The 22,433-nt window shown below is 60.5% G+C and carries 21 protein-coding genes and 2 pseudogenes; 5 read left to right on the top strand and 18 right to left on the bottom strand.

Features of this window, described 5'->3' with window-relative positions; genetic code table 11:
• Positions 1-133: 133 nt before the first annotated feature.
• The 10 genes from J2X98_RS03420 to J2X98_RS03375 all read right to left on the bottom strand — a co-directional run bounded on the left by J2X98_RS03420 (position 134) and on the right by J2X98_RS03375 (position 8,319).
• Positions 134-1,042, bottom strand: coding sequence for a type II secretion system F family protein (locus J2X98_RS03420; protein WP_307304283.1), 909 nt, complete (start codon positions 1,040-1,042; stop codon positions 134-136).
• 9 nt (positions 1,043-1,051) lie between these two features.
• Positions 1,052-1,999 carry a type II secretion system F family protein gene (locus tag J2X98_RS03415; RefSeq protein ID WP_307304282.1) on the bottom strand — a complete coding sequence of 316 codons (948 nt, stop codon included), beginning with the start codon at positions 1,997-1,999 and terminating at the stop codon, positions 1,052-1,054.
• A complete protein-coding gene (locus J2X98_RS03410) occupies positions 1,996-3,432 on the bottom strand; it encodes a CpaF family protein (RefSeq protein WP_307304280.1) in 1,437 nt (478 codons plus the stop codon). Before J2X98_RS03410 ends, J2X98_RS03415 begins: the two co-directional genes overlap by 4 nt.
• Positions 3,429-4,625 (bottom strand): AAA family ATPase, encoded by a 1,197-nt coding sequence (locus tag J2X98_RS03405; RefSeq protein ID WP_307304278.1) that lies wholly within the window; start codon positions 4,623-4,625, stop codon positions 3,429-3,431. The genes J2X98_RS03410 and J2X98_RS03405 overlap by 4 nt, the downstream gene beginning before the upstream one ends.
• On the bottom strand, positions 4,622-5,371 hold the full coding sequence (gene cpaB / locus J2X98_RS03400) for a Flp pilus assembly protein CpaB (RefSeq protein WP_307304274.1): 750 nt from the start codon (positions 5,369-5,371) through the stop codon (positions 4,622-4,624). The genes J2X98_RS03405 and cpaB overlap by 4 nt, the downstream gene beginning before the upstream one ends.
• Before the next feature lie 21 nt (positions 5,372-5,392).
• Complete coding sequence (locus tag J2X98_RS03395; RefSeq protein WP_307304273.1) at positions 5,393-6,409, bottom strand: pilus assembly protein; 1,017 nt, start codon at positions 6,407-6,409, stop codon at positions 5,393-5,395.
• Positions 6,397-6,960, bottom strand: a complete 564-nt coding sequence (locus tag J2X98_RS03390; RefSeq protein ID WP_307304270.1) for a TadE/TadG family type IV pilus assembly protein — start codon at positions 6,958-6,960, stop codon at positions 6,397-6,399. Before J2X98_RS03390 ends, J2X98_RS03395 begins: the two co-directional genes overlap by 13 nt.
• Before the next feature lie 23 nt (positions 6,961-6,983).
• The gene (locus J2X98_RS03385) at positions 6,984-7,175 is read right to left on the bottom strand and encodes a Flp family type IVb pilin (protein ID WP_307304265.1); all 192 of its coding nucleotides are present in this window, start codon (positions 7,173-7,175) and stop codon (positions 6,984-6,986) included.
• A gap of 4 nt (positions 7,176-7,179) precedes the next feature.
• A complete protein-coding gene (locus tag J2X98_RS03380; protein ID WP_307304263.1) occupies positions 7,180-7,374 on the bottom strand; it encodes a Flp family type IVb pilin in 195 nt (64 codons plus the stop codon).
• A 279-nt stretch (positions 7,375-7,653) separates the two neighbouring features.
• Complete coding sequence (locus J2X98_RS03375; protein WP_307304260.1) at positions 7,654-8,319, bottom strand: prepilin peptidase; 666 nt, start codon at positions 8,317-8,319, stop codon at positions 7,654-7,656.
• A 294-nt stretch (positions 8,320-8,613) separates the two neighbouring features.
• Between J2X98_RS03375 and rplM the strand changes: the two genes are divergently transcribed.
• Both rplM and rpsI read left to right on the top strand, forming a co-directional pair.
• A complete protein-coding gene (gene rplM / locus J2X98_RS03370; protein WP_043454696.1) occupies positions 8,614-9,057 on the top strand; it encodes a 50S ribosomal protein L13 in 444 nt (147 codons plus the stop codon).
• Between the two features lie 39 nt (positions 9,058-9,096).
• On the top strand, positions 9,097-9,603 hold the full coding sequence (gene rpsI, locus J2X98_RS03365) for a 30S ribosomal protein S9 (protein ID WP_043454698.1): 507 nt from the start codon (positions 9,097-9,099) through the stop codon (positions 9,601-9,603).
• A 110-nt stretch (positions 9,604-9,713) separates the two neighbouring features.
• Here the strand turns inward: rpsI and J2X98_RS03360 are convergent, their stop codons facing one another.
• Both J2X98_RS03360 and J2X98_RS03355 read right to left on the bottom strand, forming a co-directional pair.
• Positions 9,714-11,609: a glycosyltransferase family 39 protein gene (locus J2X98_RS03360; protein WP_307304255.1), complete on the bottom strand. Its 1,896-nt coding sequence runs from the start codon at positions 11,607-11,609 to the stop codon at positions 9,714-9,716.
• Entirely contained in the window at positions 11,606-12,421 is an 816-nt protein-coding gene (locus tag J2X98_RS03355) for a glycosyltransferase family 87 protein (RefSeq protein WP_307304252.1), read from the bottom strand. Before J2X98_RS03355 ends, J2X98_RS03360 begins: the two co-directional genes overlap by 4 nt.
• A 180-nt stretch (positions 12,422-12,601) precedes the next feature.
• Between J2X98_RS03355 and J2X98_RS03350 the strand changes: the two genes are divergently transcribed.
• Positions 12,602-14,038 (top strand): hypothetical protein, encoded by a 1,437-nt coding sequence (locus J2X98_RS03350; RefSeq protein WP_307304249.1) that lies wholly within the window; start codon positions 12,602-12,604, stop codon positions 14,036-14,038.
• A gap of 138 nt (positions 14,039-14,176) precedes the next feature.
• Here J2X98_RS03350 and J2X98_RS22185 read toward each other — a convergent pair.
• Both J2X98_RS22185 and J2X98_RS03345 read right to left on the bottom strand, forming a co-directional pair.
• Positions 14,177-15,190, bottom strand: a pseudogene (locus J2X98_RS22185) (acyltransferase family protein); the annotation flags it as partial.
• The gene (locus J2X98_RS03345; protein ID WP_307304247.1) at positions 15,168-16,406 is read right to left on the bottom strand and encodes a bifunctional glycosyltransferase family 2/GtrA family protein; all 1,239 of its coding nucleotides are present in this window, start codon (positions 16,404-16,406) and stop codon (positions 15,168-15,170) included. The pseudogene J2X98_RS22185 and the gene J2X98_RS03345, both read right to left, overlap by 23 nt.
• A 183-nt stretch (positions 16,407-16,589) precedes the next feature.
• On the opposite strand from J2X98_RS03345, the gene glmM reads away from it, so the two are divergent.
• Positions 16,590-17,951 carry a phosphoglucosamine mutase gene (gene glmM, locus J2X98_RS03340; RefSeq protein ID WP_307304245.1) on the top strand — a complete coding sequence of 454 codons (1,362 nt, stop codon included), beginning with the start codon at positions 16,590-16,592 and terminating at the stop codon, positions 17,949-17,951.
• 58 nt (positions 17,952-18,009) lie between these two features.
• On the opposite strand, the gene mscL is transcribed toward glmM, so the two are convergent.
• From mscL to coaA, 4 genes are all read right to left on the bottom strand, one after another.
• Complete coding sequence (gene mscL, locus J2X98_RS03335; RefSeq protein ID WP_141942582.1) at positions 18,010-18,411, bottom strand: large conductance mechanosensitive channel protein MscL; 402 nt, start codon at positions 18,409-18,411, stop codon at positions 18,010-18,012.
• Positions 18,412-18,522: 111 nt separating this feature from the next.
• The gene (locus J2X98_RS03330; RefSeq protein WP_307304238.1) at positions 18,523-19,641 is read right to left on the bottom strand and encodes a glycosyltransferase family 87 protein; all 1,119 of its coding nucleotides are present in this window, start codon (positions 19,639-19,641) and stop codon (positions 18,523-18,525) included.
• 337 nt (positions 19,642-19,978) lie between these two features.
• Positions 19,979-20,836 carry a M15 family metallopeptidase gene (locus tag J2X98_RS03325; RefSeq protein ID WP_307304235.1) on the bottom strand — a complete coding sequence of 286 codons (858 nt, stop codon included), beginning with the start codon at positions 20,834-20,836 and terminating at the stop codon, positions 19,979-19,981.
• Positions 20,837-20,841: 5 nt separating this feature from the next.
• Positions 20,842-21,837 carry a type I pantothenate kinase gene (gene coaA / locus J2X98_RS03320; RefSeq protein WP_174237603.1) on the bottom strand — a complete coding sequence of 332 codons (996 nt, stop codon included), beginning with the start codon at positions 21,835-21,837 and terminating at the stop codon, positions 20,842-20,844.
• Between the two features lie 117 nt (positions 21,838-21,954).
• On the opposite strand from coaA, the pseudogene J2X98_RS03315 reads away from it, so the two are divergent.
• A pseudogene (locus J2X98_RS03315) lies at positions 21,955-22,433 on the top strand (glutamine--fructose-6-phosphate transaminase (isomerizing)); the annotation flags it as partial.

Here is a 22,433-nt window from a genome sequence, read left to right as displayed (position 1 = left end):
GCGTGGTCTTTGTTGCGCTGACGCTGCGTTTTCCCAACACCACTGCAGGCACACAAAAGGACCCCCTCGGTTCTGGGTGCCGAGGGGGTCCGGTCAGTGGGCGCTGCAGGAGCGCGATGGGGGTGGACGAGGTTTAGAAGACTCCAGCGAAGTTCTTCATGACATTGATGGCAGCGGGCCCTATGATCACGATGAACAAGGCTGGGAGGATGCAGAACATCAGTGGAAAGAGAACTTTGATGGGCAGTTTCATGGCTTTCTCCTCGGCCCGTTGCCGCCGCTTGACGCGCATCTGCTTTGCCTGGGTACGCAACACGTTCGCGATCGCAATCCCATAGATGTCCGCCTGGACCACGGCTCGAACAAAAGCACGAAGATCGGGCACATCGGTCCGGGAGGCCAAAGCGAGGTAGGCGTCCCGCCGGCTCCTGCCCACCTGCATGTCCTGGAGGGTTCTCGTGAGTTCGAAGGCCAGGGGGCCTTTTCCGTTTTGTGCTGCCCTTGCCATGGCAATCTCGAACCCCAATCCGGCCTCAACGGAGATCAGCATCTGGTCGAGTGTGTTTGGCAGTTCGAGTTCGATGGCTTTCTGACGCTCGACGCCCCTGCCGTGAACCAGGATGTCCGGAACAAAGTAGGCGAGGATTGCCGCCAGCACTACGAACAGGTAAGCCGATGCTGTGGGGTTCTTGGTGGCGATAAGGATCCCGAGTACCGTGACGAGGAGCGCTAACGCCGGCTTGGCAATCAGCAGCCGCGGAAGGGGAAGCTGTGCGGGCCTGCCGGCCCTGGCCAGGAGTTTATCCAGCCAAGCCACGTACCCTTTGGGCGTCATCCTCATCCCGAGGGGGACCGATGGTTTGGATTCCCCGGCCCCGGCCGCCCCGGCCCCGGGCACCGCGCTCTCCACGAGGCGGATGCCGCGGCCCAGGTTGCTGCGAACTGCTGCGACCCCTGTCCTGTCTACGGCCAGGAAGGACCAAACAAGGAATGAGGTGGGAAACACGATCAGGCCAACAATCAGCCAAGCCATTGGTGTCATGTCTTCCTCCTAGAACTTGATCTTCACGACGCGGCTAAGCCAGAACGACCCCACCACCAGGAGAAACACTGCAACTCCCAGCAAGATCCATCCGATGACGGCGGTGTAGAGGGTCGCGATGTATGAGGTGTTGACGACTGACATGTACAGGAACATTCCAATCGGGAGAGCCACCAGGATGTAGGCGGAGAGCCGGCCCTCAGCGCTTAGTGACTTTACCTGGCCTTTGATCTGGCTGCGCTCGCGGATGGTGTCACCCACCTGATCGAGGACTTCCGCCAGATCGCCACCCACCTCACGATGGATCTCGATCGCCTGGCCCACCCATTCGAAGTCTTGGCTGCGCAGCCGCTGGGCGGCATCAAGCATCGAGTCCTTAAGGTCCCGCCCAAGCCTGTTCTCGTTGACCAGCCTTGCGAACTCCTCGGACGTGGGTGCCTCGGCTTCCTTCGAAACTGCGTCTACGGCCCGGAGCAGGCTGTGTCCGGCACGCAGGCCGCCGGAGAGCATTTGCAGGGTGTCGCCCAGCTGAGCTTCGAACTTTGAACGGCGTCGGGAAGAAAGGATGCTCAGGACCAGCATGGCCAGCACGGGAGTCGCCAGGACGAAGAGCAGCGCTGCGACAATCCCCCCGAGAATGAAGCCGACAAAGCCTGCCGTGACGGCTACGGACGCAACCAACAACAGGAAATCTGCTTGGCGCATCTTCAGGCCGGCCTGTTCCAATGACGCGCGGCTGCCGAACCTGGCGTTCTTGCTGACGTTTCTTTCCAGGTAGGACGTGGCCGAATCCGTTACGCGCGTGAGGAGGGTAGGGCCGTTGGCTACCCCTGGCCTCCGACGGGAAATGGCAATCGCACCGCGGCTGCTCTTGAACGTGACGAAGAAGAGGATCGTGCCGGCGCCCAGGCAGAGTGCCACGCCGAGGGCCAGGAAGACCGGGCTGGTGGTGGTCACCGGAAGCCACCGCCCACGGGCGAGCTGCCAAACACTGCCGGCGACAGCGAAATGCCGAGTTCCGCGAAGTGGTCTACGAAGCGCGGACGCACCCCCGTCGGTACAGGGCGCCCCAGGAATTTTCCGTTGGCATCCAGGCCCGCACTGTAATCAAATACGAACGCGTCCTGGAGGGTAACTATGTCGCCTTCCATTCCTTGTACTTCGGTCACGTGCGTGATTCGCCGGGATCCGTCCCGGAGCCTGGAAATATGGACAATGAGGTTCACGGCCGAGGCAATCTGCTCACGGATGGCGCGCAGCGGCAGATCCATGCCGGCCATGAGGACCAGGGTCTCAAGCCTGGAGATGGCGTCACGCGGCGAGTTGGCGTGGACGGTGGAGATGGAGCCGTCATGGCCGGTGTTCATCGCCTGCAGCATGTCAAGCGATTCCCCTCCACGAACTTCGCCGATCACGATCCGGTCAGGCCGCATGCGCAGGGAGTTACGGACCAGATCCCGGATAGTGATCTCACCTTTGCCCTCGATATTGCGTGGGCGGCTCTCAAGCCGTACCACGTGTTCCTGCTGGAGCTGGAGTTCCACCGCGTCTTCAATGGTGACGATCCGCTCGTCCGAGGGCAGGAAGGACGACAGGACGTTGAGCAACGTCGTCTTGCCGGTACCGGTTCCCCCGGACACGATGATGTTGAGGCGGGCCTGGACACATGCGTGCAGAAGCTCGGCGATTTCAGGAGACATCGACCCCAGGGAAATGAGGTTGTTGACTGTCAGCGGAACCTGGCCGAACTTGCGGATTGTCAGGGATGAACCGCTGACGGCCAGGGGCGGAATGATCGCGTTAACGCGGGATCCGTCGCTAAGGCGTGCATCCACCAGCGGTGACGATTCGTCAATGCGCCGTCCCACCTTCGTCACGATCCGCTCGATCACTCTGCGAAGGTGGTCCTCGTCATTGAAGCGGGCACCGGTCACCCCGAGCTTGCCCTGGCGTTCGACGTAGATCTTGTCCGGACCGTTCACCATGATTTCCGTGATGTCCCCGTCCTTGAGGAATTTCTCAAGGGGGCCCAGGCCCAGGACGTCGTCGATAATCTCCTGGACAAGCCGGTTCCGCTCGGTGAGCGTCAGCGGGATGTCTTCTTCTTCGATGATCTTCTTGAGTTCATCCTTGACGTACTGCTGCAGCTCCGCGTCCTCGATGGAAGAATCAGTGATCCGGCTGCCCATGCGCTCATACAACGCCACGCCAGCCCGTTCCTTGACGGCAGCGAGGGCTTCGTTGGGTTCACTTGTGTACGCCGGGGAAACGAGCGGATCGGCAACCGAGGCACTGTTGGGGCTCCATGGGGCTGCCGGCACTGCCGTGTCGGGACCGTTCTTGGCTTCGTCGTTTCCGCGGGCTGCTTCCAACCTTCTTGCCAGACTCATTGCACTACCGCCCTTCTGTGCAGCTTCTTGTGCTGTTTTTCCTTCCAATCAGGCTTGAGACGCTCCACCAGCTGACTCAAGCCCCGTGCAGCGCTGTCCCGGCTGCCGTCCTGGAGGAGCGGCACGCCCTTGTTGGTGGAAAAGGGAACGGCCCGGGAACGTGGGAGGACTATGTCCACCGGGCAGCCAATCGTGGCTTCCACATCCTGCACCGTGAGCCCACTCCTGCGATCCGCGAAGTTCAGCACAACGTGCCGGTTCTCGGGCAGGAGATTCAACTCCTCGAGGATCCGGAAGCCTGTCCGCAAGCCCCTGATGCTGGGAATGTCCATGCCACAAACCCACACGGCATCAGTGGCACGATCCAAAGTTGCAAGAACGTGTTCACCCAAACCGGGCGCGGTGTCGACCACGACGTACTGGAACTCGGAAGCGAGTTGCGCAATAAGGTGGCCCACCTGATCGCCGCTGATTTGATCGGCTTGGGCAGGATTAAGCGGGGCGCACAGGGCGTAGACACCGGATTGGTGCAGGGTCAGGTAGGACTTCAGGACCATGCTGTCCTGTACGGCCGCTCCGGTGACCGCATCAATCAAAGTACGCTCCGGTTCCAGCATCAGCCCGGAAGCAACGTCACCGAACTGAAGGTCAAGATCCACCACTACGACGTTGCTTGGTGAAACTTTCCCCAGCCCTACTGCCAGGTTCGTTGTCACCGTTGTTTTGCCCACTCCGCCCTTGGGCGACATCACGGCAATGATGCGGGTTCCGGTGGGTGCTTCCGCTACAGACGCACCCAGTCCCCTCCGTCGTCCCGCCGATGCCAGGCTTGCCCGTTCCAGCATCGCCCGGATGTCGTCAACTGACGCCTCCGGGCTAAGGAGGTCACGGATACCGGCCCGCATGGCCGGCAATGCGACGTCGGATCCTCCCTCAGTGACCAGGACTACACTGATCTCCGGGAACTGGAGATCGAACAGGCTCGCAAGCCGGATAGCATCTTCGGTTGGAAGCCCGGGACCCAGGAGGATCACTTCCGCCGGGTCCCCGTTGATGGCGCGGAGGATGTCGTCCGGGCTCGGCGGCAGGTAATCAGCCTGCAGCGTCTGCACAGCTCCGTGGAGGCTGTTGGTGGCCTGCTTGGTCCGCTGGGTGAAGTTGTTGTCCGGGGTGATCAACACGAACCTGCTCATTTGACCAGCTCCACTTTCTTGATGACGGCCGGAGCGCTTTCCGTAGCTGATGCCGGTTCCTTCGTAAGCCAGAGCTTTCCGAACTCTGCGGCGAAAGCGATCTTTTGAGCGTCGGCGTCGCTGCGGGCGAACGTCACCAGCAACTGACCCGTTGGTAGCTGCGTGTTTGCCTGTTCGCTGGACGCCTGGTTGTTCCCGTTGTTCCCGGAGTTTTGGGCGGCCGCCCGCTGGACGCTGGTGACCAGTACCTTGTGGAAGATCTGCTGCGCGGTCGCGCCGTCGGGTCCGTCTCCAGCGAACAGGGCTACGACGCCCACGGTGTCGCCGGCCGCGATACGTCCGCCAACAACCCGCTGCGCGTCGAGCTGGACCGAGATCTCCTGCATGCCGGCAGGAACGGGAACGGATCCCGGGGCTGCCAGAGACGTCGGGTCAACGAGGCGAACTCCCAGGAGGGGTTCTCCCGGTACCAGGTCAGCGGACGCCACTTTCCCGTCGAGGCCGTCGAGGCTCTTCAGGGCGCCATTGGGCACTGAAGCTGACGGGAGGGAAGCGAGCTTGACCGCCGACTTGATCTGGTCCAGCGTCGATCCTTGCGGGATCTGCTTTTCCACCACCAGAACGTCGATGGGTTGCAGATCCGCCTGGGCCCTGGCTTCAGAGCCTTGAACGTATGAAATGAGAAGCAGTGTGCCGACTACGGCGAGCACAAGCGCAACGATGCCTCCCAGAAGGCGAGTTTTCAATGTATTCCCCTAACTTGGTTCCTATTTGATGAGTGAGACACTGTCTGTCCCGAAGTCCGCTCCACCGCCGCCTCCGCCGGAGGTTGAGTATTCGACGAATTGGCCGATGATGCAGCGATCGTTTCCACCAGAACAGGCCAGGGTTGCGTTCATGCCAGGATCCGTGGCTGTGTCACGGAACTCGTATGGCCCGGCAGCATTTCCGAAATGCCAGCCCCAGATGCTGAACGTTGCGTACCCCACGATGTGGAATACGCCCGTGTTGCCGCTGCCGGAGGCCGTATCAAAAATGGGGAAGGTGACCTTTACGGTCCCGCCAGCCAGGAGCGTGTCTTTCCAGCCTTGGAGGATGGTTTGGCAAGTCGTAGGCGGATTATTGCCGGGATTGCTCGTGGTGAAGTCACCAATGGAAGTAACGGCGGTGCAGGGATCCGTTGAGGCATCGTCCAACCATCCCCAGCCGCCCGGAACAGTGAGGCCGGAAGCGTTGGTGCAGGACGGTGTCCCGGGCTTCCACGTGATCTTTTGTACGTCGCCTCCCGCGGGCGTTGCCGGGCCCAGGTTCCAACAGCTTTGCGAGAACGCCAGAGGAAATCCCTTGCCGCTGCTCGGATAGGTCCACTTTGCAGAAGCGGAAGCCTGGATGTCTGCTGTCGGAATTCCTATAGCCCTGGCGAACTGAAGAGAGAAGTGGTTACCCCCGTCGGGGTCCTGCGACTGCAGGGTAACGTCGACGGTTGCGGCCGAGGCATCCGCTATAGCGCTAAGAACATTGCTGTGTGCATCCAATGCGTTGCCGTTGGCGTACCCGACTGCTGCAGCGGATTGATTGGCAGCGCAGGGCGTTGCCGACTTGGCGCACTCCTTCGCGATGGCGAGTGCCGAAGCGTCGGCACCGTTTTGAAGTTGCGCGTGCTCGGAATACATGGTGGCAACGTCGACCGCGAAGGCTGCCATACCCAGCAGGAACACCATAACGAGCGCTGTCAGAGGGGCAACGACGCCGCGCTCAGAGCCCGTTTTCTTCATGCGCCGCATCTCATGACACCTTTGCCTTGAATGGTGAGGCTGGCCGGCATCCCAGGAATCATGTTGGGAAAGCCCGTCATCCACGGAGTTGTGTAGCTGACGCTGACCGAGACGTCATTGCCGTCAGCGCACGAGCCAGTGCCTGTGTACGAGATGGCAATGTTCGCGTTCGTCAGAGGCACAGAAGGAGCGGCTGCTACACCTGACGCCTGCGCGTTCGTTTGTGAGTATCCGGGTTCAGAGCAGTGGACGGCCGCGTACCGCGATGCCTGACGAGCAGCTTCGCTCAGCGAGACTTGGATGTTGAATGCCCGTCCCATCTCAGCAATGCCCAGGACGAGGGCCAGGAAAATCGGAAGAACTAACGCGAACTCGACCGCAACAGCACCGGCTTCACGCCGGCGGCGCCGCCGAATATTTCGAGTGGAACGAGTCTTCATGATGATGTGACCAGATTCTGTGAAGGCCGGCCATCGACATGCAGCGGCCGGGGGAACTTTTTCTTGAGAACCACCAAGGGCGAGTGAACAGGCCAGCAATTTGGTTGCCTCCCTGTTCACCCGCCCGAGGATGTGTCGTCACGTCAGAGTTGGGAGGAAACGGAGCTGAAAGCTGTGTTTATCTGCGTGCCAAGCGTTGCAACGACCACAATGATCACCGCGGCGATCAGTGCGACCAGGAGCCCGTACTCAACGGCAGTTGCGCCCTTTTCTGAATGAACGCCGGCTTTCCAGGTCTTGAGGAGCAGCAGAAACCGCAACGTGAGACCAGACATTGGACTAGAGCTCGCCGGAAATCTTGCCGAACGCCGCATTGATCTGAGTGCCAAGGGTTGCAACCACAACCACGATCACTGCTGCGATGAGCGCCACCAGGAGGCCGTATTCGACGGCGGTGGCGCCATTTTCCTCGCGAGTGAAGCGATCCTTGACGCCGGCGACGAATGCCATCATCGAGACCATGAGAGAAGTCATTTTAGTGTCCTTAATTCGGTGAAATGAATTGATATTTTGATTTCAACGAATTTCCAGCTGCCCCCATAAATCCTAGCGGCTGGACTTCGCTAAGAAGAGATTGTCACTGGACGCTATTGACCAACAATGCGTAGTGGTACTCGACTTTTAGCGTGGGAGGCAAAAATACGTACTCGAAAGATGTGGGCAGTACTCAGAAAGGGGCGCGGGTACCCTGCCGGCTACTTGGAAGCCGACGCTGGATGCCGCGGAAGGGCTGGGGGATTGAAATGAAGATGCCTAGTTGGTGAAGAGTGCAATCGCTGCCAAAACGCCCAGCATGGAGGGGCCATGCGGTACTTCTGTAGCTTGTTCCCGGCCTTTTACCCGCAGTACCAGCACCGTGACAGCACCGTTGAGAACGAAGCCCAGCAGGCCCCCGTAGAGCAGTTGGGTCCAACCTAGGTACCCCAGGTAAAGGCCGACTGGTGCTGCCAGCTTCACGTCACCCATACCGATGCCTCCGGGGGAAATTAGTCGCAAAATCAGATAGGCGGCAAACAAAATGACGGCTCCGAGAGCCGCACGAAGCCATTCGTCAGACTGCTTATCAGTTAGTCCTGGCAGCAAAAGCAATAAAAGACCACCGGCCAGCAGTATCAATACAAGGGGATTGGGCAGCAAATGGAGCGCCACATCGATCCGGGCCAGCTGCGAGCCGATGACCGCAAGGAATATAAACGCCGGAAGGCTGGAAGTAATTCCAAAATGCAACGCAAAGGCGGCGCAGGCGACGCCGGTGAGTGCCGCCGTCGCAATGCGAACGCGTGGCGCGGGAACGGTGCCTAGTCGCGGAAGGAGTTTTGCAATGAGTGCCTCGGCGACGGGGGAGACGAAGGCGCCTGCAAGGCCGGCCCCAAGGACTAAGAGCAGGCTAGTGGAGTCCCCGTTCCCCGCTGACAACACTGCATCTCCCTGTATTGGTTGAGCCGGCACGCCCCCAGTGGTCGTTGGCTACCCCATTTTGACCCTGAACCACCTGACGCGCTAATCTTGGTAGTCGTTGTGCGTGTCCCGTTCCGATGGTGCGTGCCCGCTTGAGAATCCGGTTGCAGGATAACTACTCAACGTGCACATTCGGAACTTCAGGATGACTGGTTACATAGAGCCCTCACCTCTGTTCCGGTAGCGCGCAGACAGTAGGTGCGCGAGCTAGCGACACCTAAACAAGAACGCCAGAACAAGAACGAGGCAAACACCGTGCGTACGTACACCCCGAAGCCCGGCGATATCAACCGCCAGTGGCACGTCATTGACGCCACCGACGTTGTCCTTGGTCGTCTTGCAAGCCAGACCGCAATCCTGCTGCGCGGCAAGCACAAGGCCACTTTCGCATCCCACATGGACATGGGCGACTTTGTCATCATCATCAACGCTGAGAAGGTAGCCCTGACCGGCGCCAAGCTGGAGCAGAAGCGTGCTTACCGCCACTCCGGCTACCCGGGCGGCCTGACCTCCGTCAACTACGCGGAACTGCTGGAAACCAACCCGGTCCGCGCCGTTGAGAAGGCCATCAAGGGCATGCTCCCCAAGAACTCCCTGGCTGCCCAGCAGCTCGGCAAGCTGAAGGTTTACCGCGGTGCCGAGCACCCGCACGCCGCCCAGCAGCCCAAGACTTTCGAAATCACCCAGGTCGCCCAGTAGTCCTGGCCACCAAACAACTTACTTAATACAAGGAGAATCGTGGCTCAGAACGAAGAACTGACCACCGAGGCCCCCGAGGCCGAGGAAAACCTGACCAGCTACACCTCTGAGAGCTCCGCTGCTGAAGCTGCTCCCAAGAAGGAGCGCCCGGCACTGACCGTTGCCGGCGCAGCTGTTGGCCGCCGCAAGGAAGCCGTTGCACGCGTCCGCGTTGTGCCGGGCTCCGGCAAGTGGACCATCAACGGCCGCGAGCTGGCGAACTACTTCCCGAACAAGCTGCACCAGCAGGACGTCAACGAGCCCTTCAAGATCCTCGATCTCGAAGGCGCCTATGACGTCATCGCCCGTATTCACGGTGGTGGCATCTCCGGCCAGGCCGGCGCACTGCGCCTCGGCATCGCCCGTTCGCTGAACGAGATCGACGTGGAGAACAACCGGCCGACCCTGAAGAAGGCCGGTTACCTGTCCCGCGACGCCCGTGTCATCGAGCGTAAGAAGGCCGGTCTCAAGAAGGCCCGCAAGGCCCAGCAGTACTCCAAGCGCTGAATTCGCTTGCACAGAAGCCCGTTCCGCCGCTGGCGGGGCGGGCTTTTGTTGTATGCGCGGGGAGGATCGGAACTGTTGGTTGCAGCCCGCAATGCTCCCTGTGGGTATGATCAACGGCTGACTGCGAGATCGTAGAATTCTGCGCCATCAATCATCTGGGCACTGTAATGATGCCGCACCCAAGCGACAATACGAGCCGCATCTCCTCGGCCTTCGGCAGTTACTGGAGGGAGGTTCTGAATAACGAGAGCTCCGATCTTCCCGTCCCCGACCAAGTTGGTGAACTCATCCATTGTGGGGAATGGGTCGGAACCAGTAAAACCCCCGAGGGCCATGATCGGACGTCCGGTTTCCATCTGGTAATTTGCTGCAGACTCCGAGCCGACGATTGCAGCCGGCCATGTTGCTAGGTTGTCGTTCTTCAACTTAGCCAAGATTCCCGGTGCCGGGATATCGCCGAGCATGAGCGCGACGACAGCTTGGGGATCCTCCGGATTGAGCCGCTGCCTGCTGGGGTCATCTGCCTTCAACCCGAGTGTGGCGGGGCCTGCCGAGACAGCGGCTCCAATATGGCCCGTGAAGATGGTATTCAAGCTCCAGAGAACCGGGCCCAAAAGGAGAGTGAATGTTAGCAATGAGGCGGAGATACGGTGAAATGACGCGTGCTGAACGTTGAGTGCATATAAGCCGATGGTCACCGCCCATAGAAGCAGCACGACCAGGGGCAATCCAGGGAAGTCGTCCGCGGATCGTACCGCCGTTACGTATGCGAACAACGCGCTTGCCACTAGGGTGGCCACTGCCAGCCCGCGCCGAGGCCCGGAGAGTCCTTCCCGTAGGAAAGTCCTTAGGGCGACGGTAGCTAGGACGCAGATTGGTGGCACGGCCGTGAGCCCGTAATAGGGATGCACAATCCCCGACATAAAGGCGATCAAGATGAGGGCTACTGCTAACCAAATAATGTTGAACACAAGAAATGTGCGGTAGGGGCGCGGGCCCTGACGGCGATGGAGTTGCACGATCGAAATGACTAATCCCGCAACAGCAAGCGGAAGAAACCAGCCGAACTGTCCAGAGAAATCAGGCTGGAGGAAACGTTGCAGGCCGGGATCGAGCGTTTCCACGGAACCCCATGCGCCTTTCGTAGCGCTGCTTGCGGCATCCTGTCCGGTTAGCCGGTCCAGCCCGTTGTAGCCGAGGGTGAGCTCAGCGGCACTATTGGTGAAGGATCCGCCGATGAATGGCCTGGAAGCATGGTCCGTCAACTGCACCAGGATCAACCACCATCCCCCCGTGATTGCGGCGGCAAGTCCCGCGCATCCAAGCCGCAACAGCCGGATCGTGAGTTTGCCACCCGCAAAGACAAGGTACGTAACCACCATGGCCGGGACAATCAAACCAATTTGCAATTGTTTTGTAAGAAACCCGAATCCAACCAATCCCCCTGCTGCAATAAGCCACCGGCTGTTGTTGCGGTCAATGGACTTCAGTGTCGTATGCGCGATGCCTATCATCACAAGGCAAAGCAGGGCGTCAGGGTTGTTGAACCTGAACATCACAGTTGCCACAGGCGTAATGGCGAGGAGGAAGGAAGCGGCGAGAGCTGGGGTAGGGCCAAGGTAGGTACGGGCAAGGCGAAACAACAAATAAGCGCTAAGGACGCCCATCAACGCCTGCGGCAGCAAGATGCTCCAAGGGCTGAGGCCGAACACGCGTATTGACAACGCCATCAGCCAGAGACCCGCTGGCGGTTTGTCCACGCTTATTGCGTTAGCAGGATCCGACGAGCCGAACAGAAAAGCAGTCCAATCCTCCGCCCCGGACATAGCCGCCGCTGAATAGTACGAATTGGCCCACCCGTTTTGGTCCAGGCCCCACGCATACAGCAGGGCCGTGCCAGATAGGAGGATGCCGAGGAGAGTTCGCTCCGTGCCAGCGGTGAAAGTACGCTTCGATACTTTCACGATGAGGTTGCTCCCGGGTGATTGCGACGCATGGCTGTTCACGTGACTGGTACCTTAACTCGAAGATTTTGGTCAGTGCGGCTTTGTGAACCTAAAGATAACCGGGGAATGGCTGTCAATAGAGTTAAAACTGGAAAATCAAATATGGGCGAAGCTATGACCATGGCGGGCGCGATCAGCCATGCCATGTCTTTCTTGGCCCCGTACAGCACGAGTGCGGCCGCGAGAAGGAAGCGCACCACCAAGCCGGCTAGCCCGTCCGGACTGCCGTCGTGATGGTTGAGTAAGAACTGCAGCCATGCATCCCACTCTGTGGGGCTCAGCAAGTAGGAACAGGTGGTGACTAATAGGGTAGCTATCGCAGCTTCGGCCAAGGAACGCCAGTTCCGATGCCCTGCAAACCAAAGAAGGCCGACTCCGGGGGTGATCTTAGTGAGGAGGGCAAAGGAATAAAGGGCCGGCTTCGTGAGCCCTAGGACCGCACACATGGCGAGGAGAATGAAGATGTTCCCATTGATCAGCTCGGGAACACTGGCCAAGAAGAGGGGTGCGGACCACCTCAGCTTCAACGGTTTGAGAAGCCACACCAGTGCCGATGACTGCAACATGACCCAGAGTGCATAGAAGAGCGGCCAGCCCAACGTGGCCATCGGGTGGATGACCGTGGCGAATGCCGGCGAGTAAAGATAGGCGTCAACCTCGCCACCGGAACGGCTGTAGGCCATATCACCGCGAGCGGCAAGCCAATACGCGTGTGCATCCCAGCCGAGCCAACCAGTGCCGATCGAAACCCATATCTTGTATAGAACTGTGAAGATGCCGTATACCCACGCAAGAACCAGGGCACCCTTCATGAATGTGGGATAGCGTGCAGAAAATTGATCTTTGTTTAGAACAGGGCGCATTCTCAAGGTCGAACCAGCTATCCGTAGTGTAGGGAATATGATTGCCAACAGGGCGCAGGGCATGACTGGGGAAATACGTTATCTGCGAAGAGGCCAGCCTCTATGGCAGAGACAGTGGAGGAATCTCCTATGAGATGGATCTTAAGTCGCGAGGATACGCTCCGAGTACCGGCGAGCCAAAGTGATATCCAGGTTGCTGAGCGTAGAACTCCATGGTTACTTGCGTGGCTCGCATTTTTGCCTTTAGTGCTGATTCGTGCTGAAAACTTCGCTGAGTCTGATACCTTCTGGGCAATCCGTACGGGCGTGCTGACTATGGCCACAAGGTCCCTCCCGACGCGCGATCCCTTTTCCTGGACGGCCGCGGGGGAGCCGTGGACGCTGAATGCCTGGGGTTTCAACGTCGTCCTTGGCGGTGCATATCTCGCATTTGGCTTGGCGGGAACTGCCATTGTGTCCTCTATCTTCGTTGCGTTAATCGGGGGCTTGGTTCTATTCCAAGCTCGCCAACTGGGCGCCAACCCCGTAGTGGCTGGTTATGTGCTCTTCGTCGGAGGTGCAATGGCGACAACCTGGATCACTGCAAGGCCCCAGATCGTGGATTACAGCGCGATGCTTGTGATCGTCCTCCTCCTGGGGCGCCTTCGGGTGGCCGCCCGTCCTGTCTGCGTCCTGGTATGGCTCGCTGTCGTGACGACGATGTGGGCGAATTTGCATGCTGCTGCGCTACTCGGGGCTCTGGTGTGTGGGGCAGCGACTATTGGGATTCTTGCGAGTCGAAGTGAACGTTGGCAGGCAATCCGGTTTGTGACAGCCAGCCTGACGGTTGCCATGTGCTGCTTCTTTACGCCATACGGGGTGGGAATTGTAGGGCAGACACTCCTTGTAAAGAACGAGTCGTCCAACATCAAGGAGTGGCAGGCTTTCGATCCCGGAGATCCCCTCCAGCTGTTGGTTCTCGCGGCTGGTGTCATTGCTCTTTTGGTCTCGATTCGACGTCGGGACCCTGTCGCAGTGGCGGTGCTGTCCGCCACCCTGTGCGCATCCTTCGCGGCATATCGAATCCTTCCCATATTGCTCTTCCTCTCCCTTCCGGTCTTGGCGGCTGGGGCCCCTCCGAAGTTGCTCCAGTACTTTAGAAGCCGCCGAAAGATGCTTAATCAAGGTGCCGTTGCGGCTGTTGTCATTGCAGCTTCTGCAGCCATGGTTAACGTGCAAAGCCTGGGGCGTCCGGATCCCACCCATTTTCCCGTATCAGCCATCCAACAGATTCCCACAGGATGCCATTTGTACAATGACTACCAAATCGGTGGCCTCGTGATCTTGGAGCGACCGGACGTCAAGGTTTCCATGGATTCACGGAATGATCTCTACGGATCAGCTCGAGTTGATAAATCGCTTGAGACCGTTGCCGGGCGCGGAGACCTCGACTCGGCGCTTCAAGGTGCTGACTGCGCGCTTGTTCCACCTGACACGGGTCTCGCTGCCTACCTTGAAGCCAGCCCGCTTTGGAGTATTGCTTTTTCGGAGCCTGCCGGGAGCTTGTTCGTGCGTAAGGGTGAATGACTTCCGATTCAGAGAATGGCCTATCGGTCCAACTGTGTTAATCCCGCGTATCATCTGGTGATAGCCCGGCTTTCGTTCCATGAATTTAGCAATTTTCTGCACCGGGCGTTCCACCGCGACGCAGCTGAACCATGCGAACGGCAAAACGGCAATCAGGCTTACGGCAGCGAAAATTGTGGGCGGAAAGAGTTTTTGAAGTCCGGCCATCGCGAGACACTGTTGTACGGGCCATCCATATATATACACTCCATAGGAGATGTCATGCCGCCGGCCTACATGTTTCAAAGGAACAAGCAGCGAAAACAAGATCGTGCATAGGATGAATGGCAAAAAGATAAGATAATTACTTAGTCCCGTTGCGGCAATGATGCCAGTCAGGGACAACCATCCCAACACGCTTTTCACGGAAAAATGGACACGGTGCTGCTGTAAGTAGATTACCGAGCCCGCGAAGAAAGCGGTAAGTGGGGCTATTGGGCCGTTCGATACCCAGTATGACGTTTCCTCCGTCCTAGACACCAGGAGCAGGCCGGCCGTCCCCACGACGAACAGTAGCCCAGCAGCGATAGCGAACAGCCTGGGCCTGAGTATCGCACCCAACAAACCCACGACCACGTAGCAGAACGCCTCCCAAAAAAGCGTCCAAAGCGGAGCATTCCAGAAGCGCTCGTCAGGGAGACCCGAAAGGGTCTCACCGATAGTACTAACGCCGGATGGTTGTGAAAGGAATAGGCCATTGTGGACTATAAATGAGAACGCGTCGGCAGGACTGTAGATTCGTCCGCTCAGTGCCGCAGCAGTCGGCGCTATTGCACAGGCGACCATGGCAACCGAAAACCATAAGCCCGGCAAGATCCTAAGGATGCGGGCACGAAAGAACCTCCATGAACTCTCTTGGCTGACTCGGCTGCCTGTTATGAGGTAGCCGGAAATACCAAAAAACGCCAAGACGGCCCATGTGCCGAGGCCGAGCTTGAACAGTTGAGGCTCTTCGCCGTACCCACCCAGATGCCAACTGTGGGAGAAAACGACCGTGACCGCCAGCCCTAAACGCACAGCGTTCAGGGAGTTAGGCCGGCTTGCGAATGCTTGGCCCAAAGTGTGAGGTTGGTGGTCGGCGTCGGGGGTGTTAGTACGAGATGTTCTGAACATGCACCACCTCCGTTACCAATGAACGCGGCCGGGTTTTCCTTCCGCCGAACACCCAAAGGCGCAGTAATACAAACCGCAGTAAAGTGGCAAAAATATTTGCCGCCGTCAGCACAAGAAGTTCCAGGCTGGGGTGTGTATCTGAGGAGATTGCGTGCAGAAGAAGGAGGGACGCCGACGTGAATGTCCAGGCCAGCAAGAAGACGAGCAACCCTTGGAATTGCTGGGTAAACAGCCCGACGGGACCGCTGATGCCGAAAGTGAACCTGCGGTTGGCAGCGGTATTGCCGACAGCTGTTATAAGCAGGGCGATAAAGTTCGCTTCCTGGGAACCGAACGGCCCCTGCATGAGAAGGTACAGAAGCGCGTACGCGAGTGTCGAGGCCACTCCGACCAGTCCAAATCGCAGCACCTGCCCAAAAAAGCTTGGCCGCCCACCGTGTCCGATAGGCTGGCGGCCGAGCTCTGCGTATATTGCCCGCACCGGGATGACCCCCTTGACCAGCGATCCGGCGACCCGCACCATTCCCCTCAAGTCATCCAGGGCTGTCTGCCTGACATCCACGCGGCTGTCCGGATCATCCACCCAATCGACGGGGATTTCGTGGATACGAAGTCCGGAGCGTTCAGCAATGATCAACAGTTCGGTGTCAAAGAACCAGCCGTTGTCCTCAACATGGGGGAGAAGTCGTTTGGCAACGCCAGCTCGGATGGCCTTGAACCCGCACTGTGCGTCGGTAAACCGAACCTGCATGGCTCGGCGAAGCAGGAAGTTGTAAGACCGCGATATGAATTCACGCTTCGGACCTCGGCTCACTCTTGAGTTCTGGCCCAGACGCGTGCCGATTGAGACGTCAGAGTGACCGGACAACAATGGAGCCACCAGCGGAGGCAGAGCGGCAAGGTCCGTGGATAAGTCGACATCCAGGTAAGCCAGGACTTTGGCATCGGAGGCAGACCAGGCATCCCTTAGCGCGTACCCGCGTCCTTTGACCTCGAGGCGCCGATACTCGACGTTTGGAATGTACCCGCTAAGGCGGGCGGCAATCACCGGTGTCCGGTCGGTGCTTGCATTATCGGCGATGGTGATTTTCCACGTCGACGGCATTTCATTCGTCAGATATTCGGCGAGCCTTGTGATGCTGCGTTCCAGTACCGCTTCTTCGTTATAGACCGGTACTACAATTTCAAGCGCCAAGCCCCCATAGCTAGGTGTCATGCATGGATCGTAGGGGGCGCCAAATAACCGTGGCGAGGGTTTTGGGCAAAGACAGGTAGCCGCGGATGAAAGCAAGTAGTCCCAGTATCCGGCCCCGTCGGGAGGCAGGTATCCGACAGGTAGAACCAGCCCGGAGGCGACGCCTACGCAGGTCCCACCGCACCCATCCTCTACACTTGACCGGTGTCTAGATTATTTGGAACTGATGGTGTCCGGGGCTTGGCCAACGGCCTGCTGACAGCAGAACTGGCCCTGCAGCTGGCCCAGGCGGCCGCCGTCGTGCTTGGTCATGACCGCAGTGCAAACGGCGCAAGGCCCCGCGCCGTGCTGGCCCGGGACCCGCGTGCCAGCGGTGAATTCATCGCCGCCGCCGTGGAAGCCGGCCTCTCCAGCTCGGGCATCGACGTCTACGATGCCGGCGTCCTGCCCACGCCTGCCGCCGCATACCTGGTGGCGGACCTGGAAGCGGACTTCGGTGTCATGATCTCCGCCTCGCACAACCCGGCGCCGGACAACGGCATCAAGTTCTTCGCCCGCGGCGGGCAGAAGCTCCCCGACGAAGTGGAGGACGCCATCGAAGCCCAGATGAGCAAGGAGGCCGTCCGCCCCACCGGCGCGGACGTCGGCCGCATCCAGCGCTTTTCGGACGCAGAGGACCGTTACATCGTCCACCTGCTCCGCACCCTCCCGCACCGCCTGGACGGGCTCACCGTGGTGCTGGACTGCGCCAACGGCGCCGCCAGCGGCTGCTCGCCCCAGCTCTTCAAGGACGCCGGCGCGGACGTCATCGTGATCGGCGCGGATCCTGACGGCCTCAACATCAACGACGGCGTCGGCTCCACCCACCTCGGCCCGCTCAAGGAAGCCGTCGTCAAGTACGGTGCCGACCTCGGCATCGCCCACGACGGCGACGCCGACCGCTGCCTGGCCGTGGACGACGAGGGCAACGAGGTGGATGGCGACCAGATCATGGCCATCCTCGCCGTCGCGCTCCAGAAGGCCGGCAAACTCAGGGATGACGTCCTGGTGGCCACTGTGATGAGCAACCTCGGGCTCAAGATTGCGCTCCGGGAAGCCGGCATCACCATCGTGGAAACCGCCGTTGGTGACCGCTACGTCCTGGAAGGCATGCGCGACGGCGGCTACAACCTTGGCGGCGAGCAGTCCGGCCACGTCATCTTCTCCGACCACGCGACCACCGGCGACGGCCTGCTCACCGGCCTGCAGCTCGCCGCGCAGGTGGCCTTGACCGGTAAACCGCTCAAAGAACTCGCCACGGTGATGACCAAGCTTCCGCAGGTGCTGATCAACGTCAAGGGCGTGGACCGCAGCAAAGTGGGCAGCAATGACGTCCTGGCCCAGGCGGTGGCAGCTGCCGAAGCGGCATTGGGCGAGACCGGGCGCGTCCTGCTCCGTCCCTCCGGCACCGAGCCCGTGGTCCGGGTGATGGTGGAAGCCGCGGACGAAGAGACGGCCCAGTCCATCGCCGAACACCTGGCCCAGGTGGTCCGGACCGAGCTCGCGCTGGAACTGGCGTCGAACTAGCAGCAACAAAAGTGGCCCGCCTCCCAGCAGGAGGCGGGCCACTTGCGGTTGAGCAGGCTTAGACGCGGTCCTTCAGCGCGTCCCGGATTTCGGTCAGCAGCGCTACCTGCGGGTCCTCCGCAGCGTCCTTCTTCACGCTCTTGTCAATCCCCAGCCGGCGGTTGCGGCGCTCGATCATCAGGTTCATCGGCATCACCACCACAAAATAGATGGCCGCGGCGATCAGCAGGAAGTTGACCACAGCCGTCAGCAGCACGCCGAACTCGATGGCGTTGCCGCGCAGCTCCACCCGCGCAAAGCTGTCAAAGTTTGGCGCGCCCACCAGGCCGGAGATGAAGGGCATCAGCACTTTGTTCACCAGCGCCGTCACCACCGATCCGAACGCGGTACCCATGACAACGGCGACCGCAAGGTCAACCACATTGCCCTTCATGATGAAGTTCTTGAATCCAGTCAGCATGGAAACCAACCTACCCTGACGCGTCGAACGGCGGATGAGCAAGCAACACGCCCCGGGTGCAACGCGGGGTACCTTCGCCTACGCTAGGGTGCGGCTAGCAGCCAGCAACCGCTACTCCATAATGATTGTCTTAGCCTCCGGCTCTTTTCCCGAAGGCACGGGCCCAAGGGAAGTGTGTGGTGCAGCTCCCTGTGACCGGAGCAATTCCAGCCAAATGAGCGTGAACGGCAGCGCGGACCAGGGCGCCTGGATGATGCTCAGCGGCCAGGAAAGGTTACTTGCGGCAACGTGGAAGACAGGCCCCAGGTAGAGGAGTCCGAAGGCGGCAACAACGGAAACGCGCAGCACGCGGGAGGCGCGTTCTTCGAGGAGAAACATGATCACTGGGATAAAGAGAATGGCGTCATAGGTGGCCAAATGGGGTGAGAACACCACGGTCGTGGCCAGTGCAACGATCCAAACTGTTATGGGGCTTCCTTGGGCCCCTCGATGTCCCCGGATCCAGGCCAGCAGGATGAGCGCTCCCAGCGGCAATGGCAGCCAGGTCAGAAGCGGGGTTCCCCACGCCTGGTGAGCCGGCGGTATGAATGCTTGCAGCAGGGAGGGCAGTCCCACCATCTTCCAAGCCTGACCATTTTGAACGTGCTCCATATACAGGGGGCTGGAAAGCGCCGACAGCCAATGCCGCAGCCCCTCCACACCGGCCACTCCCAGAGAAACCCCGGCGAGAAGAGCGCAAACTGCTGTAAATGACGCCAAGGCCCGGAAATTTCTGGTAACCAGCAACGTGAGCGGCACAAGGAGAATGAGTTGAGGCTTGGCGAATCCCAGGCCAAACACAGCCCCCGCGCAAATATCATGCCGGCTGCTCACCAGACGGATGCCGAGAAGCCAAACTGCCAGAATGAACGCTGAGTCCTGGCCCCCGCCGAGCAGTTCGAAGACAACAGGTGAGGCCATGATCGCCAGAACCACGGCCATTTTTCGTCGTGCCATCAGCACCGGCGCAAGATCCTTGAGAGCGAGGATGGACCAGACCAGGAGGGATGCACTGACAAAAAACCAGACCAGCCCGCTCAAGGTGTACGGAAGCACAGCAAGAGGAGCATAAAAGACGGCAACTACCGGCAGCGAAACGAACCAGGCGAGTGCGGACGTCCCGCCCAAGGTTGCGTTCTGCAGGGCTTGTTGAACTCCTGGGTCATATAAGCCAGCAGTTTCTGAAGTCACCAGAAGCCTGCCTCCCGTCCAATGAGCCAAATAGTCCGGGAGCCAAGCGCCCTGAACGGTAGGGGCTGCAATCCTCGCAATGGATGACAGTAGCAACGCGAGAATTGTTGCCACCGCGAAGAAACGCGGGTAAAGGCGCAGCCGTTGAGGTGTAATCAGGGCGTCTAGCCGGGCTATCGCAAGTGCCCAGGACCGGCCGACGGCCGCATTTTGGAATATTGCGGCGATTGCTCCGGGCCTTAGCGACATGAAACGTGAGGTTACCTCAGGAAAGACAGGTTCTTTGCAGTTGCAGATCAATATCTGCGCATGTTTTCCGAAGCTCTTTTCGCGGGCATTACAGGTACGCGGGTGCCGCCTCCAGGCCGAAGTATTCCTCCAGCGTGCCGATGCCGCGGTTCAGCATGTCCGTGGCCGCCTCCACGCCCACGTACCGCAGGTGCCATGGCTCGTAGTAGTACCCCGTAATGGGGTGCAGCATCCACGGGTAGCGCACCACGAACCCGAAGCGGTGCCCGTTTGCCTTCGCCCAGGTGGCCGCCGGCTGGTCCGCGAAGCACGGCTGGAAGCTGCATGCGCCTCCGCCGTCGCCGATGTCGAACGCCCACCCCGTCTGGTGCTCCGAATGGCCCGGGCGCGCGCTGGCGGTGTCGGCGTCGGCCTGTCCGCGTGCGGCAACGTAGCCGTTGTAGGTGGTCACCTGCGTGCTGTAGGAGCGGTAGCCGCTCGCCAGCACGATTGCCACGCCGTCCCGTGCGGCCGCTGCGAACATCGCTTCCGCGGCTGCCGCGGTGGTGCTGTTCAGCAACGCCGCCTCACCTGCGGCGGAAATGGCGACGGCGGGACGCACCAGGTCAGCCGGCACATAGTCCGCGGGCTTCAACGGCCGGTGCTTGTTCACGATGACCCACTGGCTCTTGGGGTCGTCAAGCGAAAACTGCCGCGCCAGGGTGGCGGACGGCGACGGCGTGGGGGACGGCGACTCCGGCGACTGGCTTACCGTGGCGGTTTCCGCCGTCGGGCCCGCTGAAGCCGAGAGGGCTGAGGGGGAGGGGGACGGGGAAGGAGCAGCGGACGACGACGGCGCCGCCTTGGGTGCCTCCGGTGTGCAGGCAGCCAGGACCGTCAGCCCGGCACCGGCTGCGAGGAAGCGCGTGAAGCTGCGCCGGCTGGGTGACCCGCATTCGTGGCACACGTGTGCTAAACCTTCCGGAGGAGCATGCGGCGGATGGAGTGGTCCGCCTCTTTGGTCAGTACCAGCTGCGCCCGGCCCCTGGTGGGGAGCACATTCTCCTCCAGGTTGGGCTCGTTGATCCGCTTCCAGATGTCCCGTGCGGTGCTCTCCGCCTCTTCGTCGGACAGGGTGGCGTAGCGGTGGAAGTAGGACTCCGGCTGCGCGAACGCGGTGCTCCGCAGTTTCCGGAACCGGTCCACATACCACTCTTCAATGTATGAGGTCTTGGCATCCACGTAGATGGAGAAGTCGAAGAAGTCGCTCAGCGCCAGGCCCTGGCGGCCATCATGGCGCGGGCGGGCCGGGGCCAGCACGTTCAGGCCCTCCACGATCAGCACGTCCGGGCGGCGGACCACCACTTCCTTGCCCGGCACAATGTCGTAGGTGACGTGGGAGTACCAGGGGGCGCGGACTTCCTCTGCGCCGCTCTTGATCTCGCTCACGAACCGCAGCAGCGCCCGCCGGTCGTAGGACTCCGGGAAACCCTTCCGGTCCAGCAGCTGGCGGCGCTTAAGCTCTGCCAGGGGGTAGAGGAAGCCGTCGGTGGTGATGAGTTCCACGTTGGGGGTGCCGGGCCAGCGGCGCAGCATTTCCCGCAGCACGCGGGCGATGGTGGACTTGCCCACCGCAACGGAACCGGCCACGCCAATCACGAAAGGGGTGCGCTGGGTCTGCTCGCCCAGGAACGTGGTGGTGGCGGCGTGCAGCTGGCCGGCCGCCTCCACGTACAGGTGCAGGAGCCGGGAAAGCGGCAGGTAGACGTCCCGGACTTCCTTAATGTCCAGGGGGTCGCCGAGCCCGCGAAGGCGCAGCACGTCCTCTTCATTAAGGGGCTGTTCCATCTGGGCTGCGAGCCGGGACCAGGTATGCCGGTCCAGCTCCACGAACGGCGAGGCACCCTCCCCGTTCGCTTCATTGCGTTGCGAAGTCACGCTAAAGATTCTGCCCCGCTCCCGGCCCATCGCGAAATGACGCCCCTGCTCAGCGCGGCGGCACCCGTCACGGAAGACCAGCCGCAAGCCCCACACATGGGCCAGCCGGTTTAGAGCAACAGGCACGCTGCCGATAGTCTTGTGGCTATGTGTGGAATCGTGGGATACGTAGGCCGTTCGACTGACGGTGCAATTAACGGTCACAGTGCGCTGGACGTTGTCCTTGAGGGGCTGCGCCGCCTGGAGTACCGCGGTTATGACTCTGCCGGTGTGGCGGTGGTGTCCCAGGGGACCATCGAGTCGCGGAAGAAGTCCGGGAAGCTGAGCAACCTGATCGGTGAGCTGGAGGCGCGTCCGTTGCCTGAGGCAGTGACCGGCATCGGCCACACCCGCTGGGCCACGCACGGCGGCCCGACGGACCGCAACGCGCACCCGCACCTGGCTGACGGCGGCAAGCTCGCCGTCATCCACAACGGCATTATCGAAAACTTCGCCGAGCTCAAGCTCGAGCTGCTCGAAAAGGGTGTGACCTTCCTGTCCGAGACGGACACTGAGGTCGCTGCCGCGCTGCTGGCTGACATCCTGCGGAACAAGTTGGGCGGTGACCCGGCGAACGGCGGCCTGAC

Source organism: Pseudarthrobacter enclensis, assembly GCF_030811655.1.
Lineage (GTDB): Bacteria > Actinomycetota > Actinomycetes > Actinomycetales > Micrococcaceae > Arthrobacter > Arthrobacter enclensis_A.
The sequence above is the reverse complement of the archived record's forward strand: the minus strand, read 5'-3'. Positions and strand labels throughout refer to the sequence as shown.